Origin of the sequence: Paenibacillus tyrphae (assembly GCF_000722545.1) — a bacterium.
In the GTDB taxonomy this organism is placed as follows: domain Bacteria; phylum Bacillota; class Bacilli; order Paenibacillales; family NBRC-103111; genus Paenibacillus_G; species Paenibacillus_G tyrfis.
Genome location: NZ_JNVM01000030.1, coordinates 1 through 13610 on the forward strand (window position 1 = coordinate 1; position 13610 = coordinate 13610).

General features: G+C 57.3%; 13 protein-coding genes. 10 read left to right on the top strand and 3 right to left on the bottom strand.

Going from position 1 to position 13610, the window contains the following annotated elements; all coding sequences use genetic code 11:
* Window positions 1–1919, top strand: a 1919-nt coding sequence (locus tag ET33_RS39030) for a hypothetical protein (protein WP_036689926.1), incomplete at its 5' end; no start/stop codon positions are given.
* A gap of 53 nt (window positions 1920–1972) precedes the next feature.
* Here the strand turns inward: ET33_RS39030 and lepB are convergent.
* Window positions 1973–2521 carry a signal peptidase I gene (lepB, locus tag ET33_RS27835; protein WP_036689927.1) on the bottom strand — a complete coding sequence of 183 codons (549 nt, stop codon included), beginning with the start codon at window positions 2519–2521 and terminating at the stop codon, window positions 1973–1975.
* Window positions 2522–2656: 135 nt separating this feature from the next.
* Here lepB and ET33_RS27840 point away from each other — a divergent pair, with 135 nt between their 5' ends.
* The 8 genes from ET33_RS27840 to yajC all read left to right on the top strand — a co-directional run bounded on the left by ET33_RS27840 (window position 2657) and on the right by yajC (window position 10670).
* Entirely contained in the window at window positions 2657–3361 is a 705-nt protein-coding gene (locus ET33_RS27840) for a BofC C-terminal domain-containing protein (protein WP_036689928.1), read from the top strand.
* Between the two features lie 176 nt (window positions 3362–3537).
* Window positions 3538–4041 (top strand): crossover junction endodeoxyribonuclease RuvC, encoded by a 504-nt coding sequence (gene ruvC, locus ET33_RS27845; protein WP_036689929.1) that lies wholly within the window; start codon window positions 3538–3540, stop codon window positions 4039–4041.
* Window positions 4038–4679, top strand: a complete 642-nt coding sequence (gene ruvA / locus ET33_RS27850) for a Holliday junction branch migration protein RuvA (protein WP_036689930.1) — start codon at window positions 4038–4040, stop codon at window positions 4677–4679. The genes ruvC and ruvA overlap by 4 nt, the downstream gene beginning before the upstream one ends.
* 71 nt (window positions 4680–4750) lie before the next feature.
* Window positions 4751–5755 (top strand): Holliday junction branch migration DNA helicase RuvB, encoded by a 1005-nt coding sequence (ruvB, locus tag ET33_RS27855; protein WP_010498666.1) that lies wholly within the window; start codon window positions 4751–4753, stop codon window positions 5753–5755.
* A gap of 45 nt (window positions 5756–5800) precedes the next feature.
* Entirely contained in the window at window positions 5801–7933 is a 2133-nt protein-coding gene (locus ET33_RS27860; RefSeq protein ID WP_235206835.1) for a SpoIID/LytB domain-containing protein, read from the top strand.
* An 82-nt stretch (window positions 7934–8015) separates the two neighbouring features.
* Window positions 8016–9077, top strand: a complete 1062-nt coding sequence (gene queA / locus ET33_RS27865; RefSeq protein WP_036689931.1) for a tRNA preQ1(34) S-adenosylmethionine ribosyltransferase-isomerase QueA — start codon at window positions 8016–8018, stop codon at window positions 9075–9077.
* Window positions 9078–9110: 33 nt separating this feature from the next.
* Entirely contained in the window at window positions 9111–10250 is a 1140-nt protein-coding gene (tgt, locus tag ET33_RS27870) for a tRNA guanosine(34) transglycosylase Tgt (protein ID WP_085978520.1), read from the top strand.
* A 96-nt stretch (window positions 10251–10346) separates the two neighbouring features.
* On the top strand, window positions 10347–10670 hold the full coding sequence (gene yajC / locus ET33_RS27875) for a preprotein translocase subunit YajC (RefSeq protein WP_010498684.1): 324 nt from the start codon (window positions 10347–10349) through the stop codon (window positions 10668–10670).
* 136 nt (window positions 10671–10806) lie between these two features.
* Here the strand turns inward: yajC and ET33_RS27880 are convergent, their stop codons facing one another.
* A complete protein-coding gene (locus ET33_RS27880; RefSeq protein WP_235206836.1) occupies window positions 10807–11169 on the bottom strand; it encodes a TIGR04086 family membrane protein in 363 nt (120 codons plus the stop codon).
* A 176-nt stretch (window positions 11170–11345) separates the two neighbouring features.
* Between ET33_RS27880 and ET33_RS27885 the strand changes: the two genes are divergently transcribed.
* Window positions 11346–12020 carry a DUF421 domain-containing protein gene (locus ET33_RS27885; protein ID WP_036689933.1) on the top strand — a complete coding sequence of 225 codons (675 nt, stop codon included), beginning with the start codon at window positions 11346–11348 and terminating at the stop codon, window positions 12018–12020.
* A 13-nt stretch (window positions 12021–12033) separates the two neighbouring features.
* Here ET33_RS27885 and spoVB read toward each other — a convergent pair whose 3' ends face one another.
* On the bottom strand, window positions 12034–13599 hold the full coding sequence (gene spoVB / locus ET33_RS27890; RefSeq protein ID WP_036689934.1) for a stage V sporulation protein B: 1566 nt from the start codon (window positions 13597–13599) through the stop codon (window positions 12034–12036).
* Window positions 13600–13610 lie beyond the last annotated feature (11 nt).

Genomic DNA, 13610 nt, shown 5'->3' on the forward strand with positions numbered 1-13610 from the left:
TGCCGGAGCCGAACGTGATGCCGTATTCGGTGCAGCCGAATATGCCGGAGCCGAACGTGATGCCGTATTCGGTGCAGCCGAATATGCCGGAGCCGAACGTGATGCCGTATTCGGTACAGCCGAATATGCCAGCGCCGAATGTGATGCCGTATTCGGTGGAGCCGAATATGCCAGCGCCAAATGTGATGCCGTATTCGGTACAGCCGAGTATCCCACAGCCCAACGTCGCACCATTCTCGATTCAGCCACAGGGCAAGCAGGAAGCCGTATTGTCATCCAATATAGCTCCTATACCAACTTTCCCCACAATGGAACAACAATCATTCCAAACACCACAGCCGTTCCAAGCGGCATCGAACGAGGCTCCACAACCGTTCCAAGCGGCGCAGAAAGGAAAGCCGGAACCGATGCCGCAGCCGTTTGGCGCAGCGCAGATGCCGCAGGCATACGAGGCTCCACAACCGTTCCAAGCGGCGCAGAAGGAGAAGCCGAGCCCGATGCCGCAGCCGTTTAGCGCAGCGCAGAAGCCGCAGCCGTACGAGGCACCACAGCCGTTCCAAGCGGCGCAGAAGGGCAAGCCGGGCCCGATGCCGCAGCCGTTTGGCGCAGCGCAGATGCCGCAGGCGTACGAGGCACCACAGCCGTTCCAAGCGGCGCAGAAGGGCAAGCCGGGCCCGATGCCGCAGCCGTTTGGCGCAGCGCAGATGCCGCAGGCGTACGAGGCACCACAACCGTTCCAAGCGGCGCAGAAGGAGAAGCCGGGCCCGATGCCGCAGCCGTTTGGCGCAGCGCAGATGCCGCAGGCGTACGAAGCTCCACAGCCGTTCCAAGCGGCGCAGAAGGGCAAGCCGGGCCCGATGCCGCAGCCGTTTAGCGCAGCGCAGATGCCGCAGGCGTACGAGGTGTCACAGCCGTTCCAAACGGCGCAGAAGGGCAAGCCGGGCCCGATGCCGCAGCCGTTTAGCGCAGCGCAGAAGCCGCAGGCGTACGAGGCACCACAGCCGTTCCAAGCGGCGCAGAAGAGCAAGCCAAGCGAGTCAGCTCTAAATCCGTATGAAGTCGCTCAGCCGCAGCCCGGGTACCAACCGTTTCAGTTTGGATCCCAGCTGCAACAGCCTTCAGAGTCTTTGTTCCAGCAATACAATGTTCCCGCTGTCGAAGCTTTGGCTCAGCAGCCGCAGCAGCCCTACGGCAAAGGCAAAGAAAACGATTGGAAGGAACCGGAGCTTCCGCCGATTCCGCAAATGCCCAGTACAGGGACGATGCCATATTTTACGGCCCCGGCAGCGCCTCCGGCATACCCGTCTTTATCTACCGGTCAACCGCCGGTTGTTAAAAGCGGCTGCGGCTGCGGAGGGGGGCTGGCGGATTTGCCGTACGCGTTGCCGCCGGAATCGCCTTCCTTTGCGCAGATGCCTGAGCAGGCTTCTTATATGCCTCTATGGTCCCAAACAGCGCCGATTTCGTTTGAGCCGTCTATGCCACAGCCGAATATCCCCGGTCCGTTCCAGCCCTATGGCCACCCGATGGACGAATACCCGCTCATGCCGTTTGCCGGTCCGGGTCCTATGTTCTGCGAACCGGTCGTTCCGTTCCACGGATACCCGGAGTTTCCGTCGTATCCGGGTTATGTAAGCCCTGCGATGTCTCCGTACGGAAGCCCCTATCCTTGGGGGCAGCCGCCGGTAGACGATAAGGGGAGAGAAGGCGAGGAGGAATCGGGCGAGAGCGCTGGATCCGAAAAGGCGGTCATTTCGCAAACCGGTACCCCGTCCGAGCTTAAAGCAGCTAGCCCCCCGAAACGGAAAAAGAAGAAAAGCTCGGCGCGTGCCGCGCTCAGCAGTTTGATTGAGCGCAATCGCCGACAGGCGGTTCGTTCGGCGAAACCGAGAAAACCCGTACCTTGGCTCGGTAACTAAATACAAAAAAACAGCCGGAAGCCTATGCCTCCGGCTGTTTTTTTATGATGGCGTCACATCTTGATGCCCAACACATGGTCTAGCGGAATAAAGCCGATTTCCCGGCTGTCTTTGCTGTGATTTCGGTTATCTCCCATAACGAAGATGTGGCCTTCGGGGACCGTCCACTGGTGCTCGCCTAGTACCTGCATCGGTTCGTTCAAGTACGATTCCTCCAGCGGCTCCCCGTTACGGTATACTTTATTGTTTTTGAGCTCCAGTACGTCCCCAGGCTTGCCGATGACCCGTTTGACGTACATATTCGGGTCCTCGCTCCCGCGAATGAACTTCAGCAGCGGGTGTTCCAGCACGTCGTCCTTGAGCGTGCGCTCCCGTTCCACCCTGCTGTCGATAATAACGATATCTCCGTACTTCGGCGCATAGCGGAACGTATGCGACAGCTTGGATACATAGATGCGCTGCTCGTTATGCAGCGTAGGGTCCATCGAATGGCCCAACACATTGGTCGGTTGGAACACGAAGATGCCGATCACAAGCGTCAGTGCGAAAGCGGCGGCAATAGAACGAACCCACGCCCAAATTTCTTTGACTAGAGGATGCATAAACAACCGCCCTTCCTTTCCGCTGTTGGTATGCAACATAGTATACATGGAAAAAGTATAAACGTCGATCCCCATGGGAAAAATAGTAAAAAGGCTTCAGGTATTTCAAAACACCACAGACAGAAGGGGATCGCCATGATGTTGCTCGGCTTTTGGAATCAGTTAAAGAAGCAATTGAAAAAAAAGCTGCGTCTGAAACGCCGTTGGCTGAATCTGGCTGTCGTTTTGCTTGCAGCCGGCTTGTTCGCTGCGGGTGCGTGGATGCTGCGCGGCTCGCTATATGACAAAAGTAGTCCGCAAGGTCAGGAACAGTCCGTCTTCAGCCGCGCCGTCGAAGCCTATGTGCAGCCGGAGGAAGAAGTGCGTGCGATGATAAAAGATTTGAGCGGGCAAAGGGATGCTTTTGTAAAAAAATCGTATGTTTGCGGCGAAGAGCTGCAGCGGATCGGCATTATGAACGCAGCCGACATTTTGGCCTACCACAAAACTCATCCGTCGATGACCGTTAGTCTTGGGAATGCAAACCGGGTTTATTTCATCGAGAAGGTGGACGACTTATCCCCGCAGTGCAAAAACAACGCTTATTTCGGGCTGGACGCCAAGGGCAACTTGTCGTTGTTCGAAGGGGTGCCGGGGTCGGGAGGCCAAAACGTCCTGCGAACGTTTTTTCAACTGAACATCCGACATTTGGAAAGCAGCCTGCCCCGGGAGACGGTGAAGCAGCTTTATCAGGGGGTTCGGATAAGGGATTTGGCCGATTATAACAGCGTGCTCTCGACCCTGAGCGATTATGCGATAGAAGAAACGGAGAAAGCGATGCAAGTGACGCCATCCCCATAGAAGGGAGGCGCCCTATAATGAAATGCGACGAAGTCCACTGCGGCACTGGAGGCCGGGCGGACTTTTTGCCGTGTTCATGGAAGGGATAATCTGCTATAATGGCAGGTGAATACATATGTTCGCTTCTTGCGGTCCGAGAGCCGCAGTATGGGAAAGCGAATGGGGGAGTGCGCGTCTTGCGGATTTTAGGCATTGACCCGGGGATCGCCATCGTCGGCTTCGGGTTTATCGATAAACAAGGTCATAAGCTGGTTCCCGTCCAATACGGATCGATCCAGACGCAAGCCGGTACGGAAGATGCCTTGCGGCTAAAACAAGTATATGAAGCGACGGTGCAGCTTATCGAGAAATACAAGCCCGATGCGGTCGCAATCGAAAAGCTGTTCTTTAACCGGAACGTCACGACGGCGCTCACCGTCGGGCAAGCCCGCGGCGTACTGATGCTGGCGGCGGTCCAGCAAGGGCTGCCGATTGCCGAGTATACCCCTTTGCAGGTAAAGCAGGCGATCGTCGGCTACGGGAAAGCGGAGAAGAAGCAGGTGCAGGAAATGGTTAAAATGTTTCTGCATTTATCTGCCGTACCGAAGCCCGATGACGTGGCGGATGCGTTGGCAGTAGCCATATGCCATGCCCATTCTTCGGGATTACAACAAAAATTGAACGGAGCTTACAAGCGATGATCGACTTTTTAAGAGGGACGGTGGCGCACCGTGAAACGGAATATGTGGTGCTGGACGTACGCGGTGTCGGCTACCGCGTTTTTTGCGCCAATCCGTATGCGGTAGGAGCCGGTAAGGACGGCGCCGAAGTGACAATGTACATTCACTACCATGTACGGGAAGACGCTCACCTGCTGTTCGGCTTTTCGTCGAGGGAAGAGCAGTCGTTGTTCCGGCTGCTGCTCGATGTGAACGGCATCGGGCCGAAGGTAGCCATCGGCGTACTGGCAGGAGGACGCCCCGAAGTGATCGCGGCGGCCATCGGGCAGGAGAATCTTTCGTTCTTGACCAAGCTGCCGGGCATCGGGAAAAAGACGGCGCAGCGCATGGTGCTCGACCTGAAAGATAAGCTGGGCGCATGGACTTCGGCCGAGGCGGACGGTTCCGGCTTTGGCTTGTTGGAAATTGCCGCGGCAGGGCCGACGGCAAGCGGCGCTTGGGGCGAGGCGAAGGCGGCGCTGCTTGCGCTGGGCTATACCGAAGCCGAGGCGGACCGGGCGGGGCAAACCGTCAAGCCGAAGCTGAAGGGCGACGAGACGGCCGATGCGGTAACGAAGCTTGCGCTGCAGGCGCTGTTTCAGCAGTCGCTGATGAAATAAGCCGTGTGGAAACTTGACGCGGCAGGCGGCGTCCGCCTTGGCGGGCAGCCGACAGGAAGGAGAGGCGCAACATGGAAGACCGCATCATCTCGGCGCATCTGATGATGGAGGATCAAGGGATGGAATTCAGCCTGCGTCCGCGGTATTTGGCTGAATATATCGGTCAGGCCCAGGCGAAGGAAAATTTAAAAATATATATCGAAGCGGCCAAAATGCGCAAGGAAGCGCTGGATCACGTACTGCTGTACGGACCTCCGGGCCTTGGCAAGACGACGCTTTCGAATATTATCGCCAACGAGCTCGGGGTCAATCTGCGGACGACCTCGGGACCGGCAATCGAACGCCCGGGCGATCTGGCGGCCATCTTGACCAACCTGCAGGAAAATGACGTGCTCTTCATCGATGAAATTCACCGGCTTCACCGAACGGTAGAAGAGGTGCTGTATCCGGCGATGGAGGATTACGCTCTCGATATCATCATCGGCAAAGGGCCGAGCGCCCGTTCGGTGAGGCTTGACCTGCCGCCGTTTACGCTGGTGGGCGCGACGACGCGCGTCGGGCTGCTTTCGGCGCCGCTTCGCGACCGGTTCGGCGTCGTCAGCCGGCTGGAATATTATACGGTCGACGAGCTGTCTTATATCGTCAGCCGGACTGCTGATCTGCTGCAGGTTCAGATCGTAGGCGAAGCGTCCCGGGAAATCGGGATGCGCTCGCGCGGGACGCCGCGGATCGCAAACCGGCTGCTCAAGCGGGTGCGCGACTTTGCCCAAGTGAAGGGCGACGGCATCATTACGCTCGACATTACGCAGGCGGCGCTGTCGAGCATTCAAGTCGATCCGCTGGGACTCGACGAGATCGACCATAAGATGCTGCGGGCCATCATTTTAAGCTTTCAGGGCGGTCCGGTCGGGTTGGATACGATTGCCGCATCGATCGGAGAGGAAAGTCAAACTATTGAAGACGTGTACGAGCCGTATTTGCTGCAAATCGGATTTTTGCAGCGGACGCCCCGGGGACGAATGGTAACGCCGAGCGCGTGCAAACATCTCGGGCTGCCGATGCCAAGCCGCTCTTAAGCGGAAGCATCGGCGGTTCCGTCAAGAGAGGGGAATCGGCGGTTTATGCATAAAACGAAACGGCCGCTCGACTCTATGGGACAAGCTCCCGTAGGGCGGGCGGCGCGTCGCTTAAGATCAGGAATGAAGATGCCCGCAGCGCTGCTGCTTGCGGCAGCAATCGGCTTAGCGGGACCGGCAGGAGGCGTGCTGCCTGCCGCTTACGGTGCAGTATCGGTGCCGAAGCTCGACAATGTTCGTGTCGCGTTATTTATCGATACCGGCAAATATGTTAGTCCGGCCGCCGCAGTTACACTGTCGGCAGACACCGGTCTGCAGCTCGGCTTGCGCGGGGCCGCCGGGGTGAAGCCGGTTCATCAAGCGGCGGCAAAAACGCCGGTTCGCGTCTTTGCGGACGGCTATTACGCGCAGCTGCCGGAGACCGGCGACGTTACGGCCGCGCGTTCGCAGGCGCAAAAGCTGGCGGCTGGTGGAGCCACCGCAGGCGTGGTACAGCGCGTGAAGCGGGGCTTGTCGGCGTACCGGGCCTATGTAGGCCCGTTCGCCACGAAGGAAGCGGCAGCATCAGCCGCCGCTGGTCAATCTGGCGCTACCGTCGGCGGGCCGCTGCGCTGGAGCGCGGGCAGCTTCGCCGGCGAGGCGGAGGCGAATGCGCAGGCGGTAGCGCTGTCGCAGGCGGGGTTCGACGCCGACGTGGCGCTGACCGAAGCCGGCTACGCCGTGTTCGTCGGCGAAGCCGCGGACAATGCGGCGCTGCAAGCGCTGAAGGCGCAGATCGCGGCCGCACTGCCGACCGTGGCGCTTACGCCGGTGGACCCTGCGCAGAGCTACGTGCTGAAGCGCAGCGAGCTTGACATGGGCGGCGAGAGCGCCGGGGGACCGCTAGCGGCCTTCGCCTTCAGCGGAGGAGCAAAGCTGTGGGCTGCGGCGGCAGATGCGCAGGGCGGCGTCACCATTCGCGAGCGGTTCGACCGCGCCTACCGCGGGGGGATCGAGCTGTCCCGGTTCAACGGCAAGCTGGCCGTCGTCAACGAGCTGCCTCTTGAGCAGTATCTCGTGTCGGTCCTCGGCTCCGAGATGAGTAAAGAATGGCCTTTGGAAGCGTTGAAGGCGCAGGCTGTCGCCGCGCGCACATTTGCGCTCAAGCAGGGCGTCAAATACCAGATTGCGCACGTTACCGACACGACTACCGATCAGGCCTATAAAGGAGTGGCGGTAGAGTTCGCCGCCGCGCAGCAAGCGGTGCAAGCGACGCAAGGCGAAGTGGTCGTAGATAAGAACGGATTGATCAATCCGCTGTATTACTCCAATGCAGGGGGAATGACTGCGGCTCCGGCCGAAGTATGGGGCAACGAAGTGCCGTATTTGCAGAGCCAAAAGTCCCCGGACGAAGGCGCTCAGGCAGGCAAGAAAGTATGGTACCGGATCGTCCTGCCGAACGGCAATACCGGCTATATCCACTCCGACTACGCAAGGGCGACGGGGCAAAAAAATCCGGCCGGCTTGCCTTATTATGAGTCGACGGCAACCGGCGTGAGCGTCCGGCCCGCACCTTACGTTGACAATGCGGCCAACCCGACAGCGTTCAAGGTGGACATCGGGGATCGGTTCGTCGTTATCGGCCAAGAGGTCGAATCGAACGCTTACTCTTGGATTCGCGGCCCTTACGATGGGACGAAGCTAAAGGAAAAGCTTGGCGCGTCTTATACGGGCGGGGCGTTAAACCGGCTTGAAGTATCGAAAAGAGGAGCGTCTGGCCGCGCAATAGAAGTAACGGCGAACGGGCAGCCGCTCAAAGCCGCTTATCCGGATTCGCTCCGCACGATGCTCGGTGGCCTGCCCAGCACCCGGTTTGATATTGAAGAAACGGGACGCTATACTATATTGGGAGCAGGGGGGGCGACTCGAAGCCAGACCTCGGCCTCTCAGCCCGTCGTTGTCGCAGGCAGCGGCGGAAAGGGAAAACAAACCGACGATCAGCTCTTTGTGATGGATGCGCAAGGCAAAGTGCGGCTGGCTACCCGGGACCCGCAGTTTTTTTTCAAAGGCACCGGCTACGGTCACGGGCTGGGGATGTCTCAGTGGGGCGCCAAAGGCTACGCCGAGCTTGGTTACGATTACCAGAAAATTTTGCTGACGTATTACACGGGTGTCTCCATTCAGAAAGCCGCTCCTTGAGGTCCTGAGGAACGACGGCCATTTTCGGGCAGCATAAAAAAATTGAACTAAATATGAAACCTACAGAAGGATGAAACGTATCATGCAAGTGGACTTGTTCGACTACCATTTACCCGAATCGCTCATTGCGCAGACGCCGCTTCCGGATCGGACGGCCTCGCGCCTGCTCACGCTGGATAAACGAACGGGGGAAATCGGTCACCATACATTTGAACAATTGGAACGGTATCTTGAGGCGGGAGACGTGCTCGTGCTTAACGATACGCGGGTCATTCCGGCCAGGCTGTTCGGAGTGAAGGCGGACACGGGGGCCAAAGCCGAAGTGCTGCTGCTCAAACAGCTTGAAGGGGACTGCTGGGAAGCGCTCGTCCGCCCGGCGAAGCGTTTGAAGACAGGGACCGTGCTGCATTTTGGGGGCGGTGCTCCATCAGAAGCGGGCGGAGATGCGGAGCCGCCGCTGCTCGTCGCTACCGTCGAATCCGAAGGCGACATGGGCAGCCGGGCGCTGCGCTTCAGCTACGAAGGCATTTTTAACGAGCTGCTCGACCGCTTGGGACATATGCCGCTGCCGCCATATATTAAAGAGCAGTTGCCGGAGCGCGAGCGGTACCAGACGGTGTATGCGAAGCACCAAGGCTCGGCCGCAGCACCTACGGCGGGTCTTCATTTCACGCAGGACTATTTGAATCGGCTGGAACAAAAAGGGATACAATTAGCGTATGTTACACTTCATGTCGGACTGGGAACGTTCCGTCCCGTCGGGGTCGAGACCGTCGAACAGCACGAGATGCACGAAGAGTATTACGAAGTATCCGCAGAAACCGCCGAACTTGTCAATGCCGTCAAGCGAAAAGGCGGACGGGTGGTTGCGGTAGGGACGACTTCGGCCCGGACGCTGGAAACGGCTGCGGGTGAAGACGGCATGCTGCAAGCGGGAAGCGGTTGGACGGGAATTTTCATTTATCCCGGTTACCGGTTCCGCATTGTCGATGCGCTGCTAACCAACTTCCATCTGCCTAAATCGACGCTGCTTATGCTGATCAGCGCGCTCGCCGGGCGGGAGAACGTGCTCGCCGCTTACCGTGAAGCCGTCGAGCGGGAGTACCGCTTTTTCAGCTTCGGCGACGCGATGTTCATTCATTGAATAAGGAAAAATTGACCGGAAAAGAAAGAAGTGATTGGATTGGCCGTTACCTATGAGCATATCAAGACCTGCAAGCAATCCGGCGCGAGGCTGGGCCGGGTGCATACGCCTCACGGGGTGATCGAAACGCCCGCTTTTATGCCTGTCGGTACCCAAGCTACCGTGAAGACGATGAGCCCCGAAGAGCTGAAGCAGATGGATGCGCATATTATTTTGAGCAACACGTATCATTTATTCCTGCGTCCCGGCCATGAGATTGTGAAAAAAGCGGGAGGACTGCACCGCTTCATGAACTGGGACCGTCCGATTCTGACGGACAGCGGGGGCTTTCAAGTATTCAGCTTGAGCGAGATGCGCAAAATCAGCGAGGAAGGCGTACAGTTCCGCTCCCATTTGAACGGGGACAAGCTGTTCATTTCGCCGGAGAAATCGATCGAGATTCAAAATGCACTCGGCTCGGATATCATGATGGCCTTCGACGAATGCCCGCCTTATCCGGCGGAGCACAGCTACGCCAAGCAATCGCTCGAACGGACGACCCGCTGGGCGGAACGGTGTCTGAAAGCACACGCCCGGCCGAACGATCAGGCGTTATTCGCGATCGTCCAGGGCGGCATGTACGAAGATTTGCGCAAGCAGAGCGCGCTTGAGTTGACTTCCATGGATTTCCCGGGGTATGCTATTGGGGGACTCAGCGTAGGCGAGCCGAAGCCTCTGATGTATGAGGTGCTCGACTACACCGTTCCTTATCTGCCTACCCATAAACCGCGCTATCTGATGGGCGTAGGGTCGCCGGACGCTTTGGTGGAAGGATCGATCCGCGGCATTGACATGTTCGACTGCGTGCTGCCGACCCGCATTGCCCGCAACGGCACCGTCATGACGAGTGAAGGCCGGCTGGTTGTCCGCAATGCGAAGTTTGCCGAAGACTTCGGTCCGCTCGATCCGGAGTGCTCCTGCTATACGTGCCGTAACTATTCGCGGGCTTACATCCGCCATCTGATCAAAGCCGACGAAACGTTTGGCATCCGGCTGACGACATACCATAATCTTCATTTCCTTCTGGAGCTGATGCGCGGGGTGCGTCAAGCGATCCGTGAAGACCGGCTGCTTGATTTCCGCGACGAATTTTTCGCCAAATACGGCATCGACGAGAACAGCAAAGGGTTCTAAAAGCCCGGTGAATCTGGAGCGCAACTGCTTCGGGTTCACCGGACTTACCATATGGTATACATAGAGAAAATTTGTAGAAAGGGGGGAATCAGACAAATGTGGTTAGCGGCAAATGAAACGGCGGCGGCTCCGGGGATCGAGGGATATCTCGTGACTTACGGCCCGCTCGTCCTGATGTTCGTCGTTCTTTATTTCTTACTTATCCGCCCTCAGCAAAAACGTCAAAAGACTCGCAACATGATGCTGAGCAACTTGAAAAAAGGGGATAAGGTCGTTACGATCGGGGGCCTTCACGGCACGATCCTGGAGATTACGGACGATACGATCGTCCTGCGGGTGAACGACGTCACGAAGCTGACCTTCGAGCGTTCGGCCATTAATACGGTTACAACTTCCGCGGCGGCTTCCGAAGGTAAATAGTTTTTTCCACTGTGTTTCGCTACGAATGCAAACAAGCGAGGTCTCGTTCCATCCGGATTCCGGCGGGTTCAAGAGATCTCGCTTTTTTGTTTCCGTTCCGGAAGGGGGCCGTGTTCAATTGGACCGGCGGTCCGGTTCATTTCTTCAAATTGATGCCGATCATCCCGCCCAGCGCCCCGGCCAGCAAAGCTACTACCGCCAGCCCCAGCATCTCCTTGGAAAAGCCTGCATCGTACGCCAAAAATCCAATCATCCATACGACCACAGTGTACATTGCCCCCAGGAGTCCCCCATGGTACCAGCCTTTGCTGCCGCTGCGCTTGCCCGATACCGCGCCCCCCACCAGCATGGCGATTCCGTGAATAAACAGCGTCGCGCTCAGCCACGATTTCTCCGGAATATTCGTTCCCAGCAATACAAGCGAAGCGAGCAGCGTCCCGACCAGCATGAACGCTACGGCATACACCAAGCCGGCAAATAAGGGTGAACTTTTCATCATCCCTCTTGACCTCCTGTTCCAAGCCATTCTATTTCCCATTGTATGGGCATGTACACCGAAATAGTACAGCTTCTTCGGCTGCGGAAGCATCGATTTGTTACCAGCAATTCACCCGCATGACAATCGTTCCCCGAGGCTACAATAGGCATTGAACTGCAATCGGGGAGGCCGAGTCCATGGATCTACTGACGCTTTTTTTTCGCACCATCCTGATCTATGCGATCGTTTTTTTTACCCTGCGCATTATGGGAAAAAGGGAGATCGGCAAGCTGTCGGTTTTTGACCTCGTCATTTCCATCATGATCGCGGAAATTGCCGTGTTCGTGCTGGAAGATATCAAGAAGCCTTTGCTCGACGGAATTCTTCCCATGGCAACGCTGGTCGTGGTTCAGTTGACCATTGCTTTTGTTTCGTTGAAAAACGAGAAGCTGCGCCGCTTGTTTGAAGGCAAGCCTTCCCCCATTATTCAGAACGGCAAGCTGAACCGGAAGGAAATGAAGCGTCAGCTATACAATTTGGACGATCTGCTGCTGCAATTGAGAGAGAATAAAGTGACAAACCTTGCCGATGTGGAATTTGCCCTTCTCGAATCGTCAGGCAAGCTAACCGTGGTGGAAAAAAAGCAAGAGACGGAACCGCCCGGCGAAAAGCCGCCGTCGTTTCGTTACGAGGGACTTCCTTTGCCGCTCATTATGGACGGTAAAGTACAGGACGAAAACTTGGCCAAGCTCGGCCAAACCCGGTTTTGGCTCAAGAGCCAGCTTCAGGATAAGGGAGTCAAAGATTTCAAGGACGTATTTTTTTGTTCCATCGATCATCGGGGCCGCTGGTTTATCGACAAAAAAAGATGAGCTGGCGCCTCCGTTATTTCACAATCCGTTTGCCAAGCCATAAAATTCGGAAAACGTCGTCGCGGTTAATGAGTTTAAGCAGCATGGCGATCAGCAGATAAACGATAACTCCCGTCAGGCAGGAGAAGGCAAAACGGGTAAAGCCGCTGGCGATCCAATGGGTATACATTACGACATAGCTGGCGAAGCCGGCGACCGCCATACTTATTCCGACTTTCAGGAAATCTCCGGCCTGCATCCGAAACTGAAGCAGGCGCACGACGCTGTTCCAATGCAGCAAGGTAACGAGCATGATATTCACACTGATGGCGACAACCGCCCCCAAGATGCCGAATTCCGGCCGGCTGGCCAAGAAATAAATCAGCGTCAGCTTAACGATGGACCCGACGAGCGTATTGATCAGTGCGCTTCCGGGTCTTTCGAGCGCTTGGAGGGTCGATTGTAGCGGCGCCTGAAAATAAATGAAAAGCGCCGCGGGCGCCATCATCCGAAGCATCGCCCCGACCCCGGGCTGTCCGTACATATACTGGCAAATCGGCTCTGCCAGCACGTACATCAGTACGGCAAAGGGGGCGCCCGTCACCAATGCGAGCTTCAGCGATTGGTGCAGCCGCATATGGATGGTTTTCATGTCGTTCTTGGCCGCCGCCTCGGACAAGGACGGGATAAGCGAGACCGCGAGGGAAAAGGTAAGTGCGCTAGGCAGCATCAGCACCGGAATAATCATGCCTTGCAATGCTCCATACTGCGCCGTCGCCACACCGGTTGCCACGCCTGCAACAGCGAGGCTTTGAATGATCAGAATCGATTCGAGAAAATAAGAGCCGGAGCCGACCAGCTTACTTCCGGTGACGGGCACGGCTAACTCCAGAAGACTCTTCAGGCTCTCGAAGCGGTTGAGCGACCGTCGAGCTCCGGTCGTTGCCCGGTGATGCGCCAGCCGCTGCGACCGGTTATGCCGGTATAGCAGCACCAGAACGAGCAGGGCGCTCAGCTCGCCGACCATGACGCCGATCATCGCTCCCGCGGCGGCAAACTCGATGCCGTAAGGCAGCAGCATGAATGCAAAGGCGAGCACGGTAACGATGCGGACGAGCGTCTCGACAACCTGGGACAGCGCCGTCGGAATCATGTCCTGCCGTCCTTGAAAATACCCGCGGAATACGGCTGATATGCCGACGAGCGGGATGATCGGCGTCATACATAGGAACGTGTAGTATACCCGGGAGTCCGTGAACAGATGGTCGGTAATCCAGCGGGCGCCGAGGACGATGACGGCCGTGAAGACAAAGCTGATGACGGTCGCCAGGGCTAGCGCTACCCGAAAGATCGTGCGGACACGGGTCGCGTTGCCTTCGGCTTCGGCAGCAGCGATCAATTTGGCTACCGCGACCGGGATGCCTCCGGTGACGATCGTAAGAATGACGATGAGAAACGGCCACCCCATTTGATAAAGGCCGATTCCTTCCGGGCCGATCACCCGCGGAAGCGTAATCCGGGGAATGAAGCCAAGGATGCGGTTGACGATGCCTGCTGCAAGGAGGATGAGCGTTCCTTGGATAAACGATTGTTTTGTCAAGGGACCGACCT

Bases quoted from the DNA above. Each gene is read 5' to 3' on its own strand.
- ET33_RS27880 (WP_235206836.1), bottom strand. From the start codon at position 11,169: ATGATGAAAAGTTCACCCTTATTTGCCGGCTTGGTGTATGCCGTAGCG.
- ruvA (WP_036689930.1), top strand. From the start codon at position 4,038: ATGATCGACTTTTTAAGAGGGACGGTGGCGCACCGTGAAACGGAATAT.
- ET33_RS27885 (WP_036689933.1), top strand. From the start codon at position 11,346: ATGGATCTACTGACGCTTTTTTTTCGCACCATCCTGATCTATGCGATC.
- yajC (WP_010498684.1), top strand. From the start codon at position 10,347: ATGTGGTTAGCGGCAAATGAAACGGCGGCGGCTCCGGGGATCGAGGGA.
- ET33_RS27860 (WP_235206835.1), top strand. From the start codon at position 5,801: ATGCATAAAACGAAACGGCCGCTCGACTCTATGGGACAAGCTCCCGTA.
- queA (WP_036689931.1), top strand. From the start codon at position 8,016: ATGCAAGTGGACTTGTTCGACTACCATTTACCCGAATCGCTCATTGCG.
- ruvB (WP_010498666.1), top strand. From the start codon at position 4,751: ATGGAAGACCGCATCATCTCGGCGCATCTGATGATGGAGGATCAAGGG.
- ET33_RS27840 (WP_036689928.1), top strand. From the start codon at position 2,657: ATGATGTTGCTCGGCTTTTGGAATCAGTTAAAGAAGCAATTGAAAAAA.
- lepB (WP_036689927.1), bottom strand. From the start codon at position 2,521: ATGCATCCTCTAGTCAAAGAAATTTGGGCGTGGGTTCGTTCTATTGCC.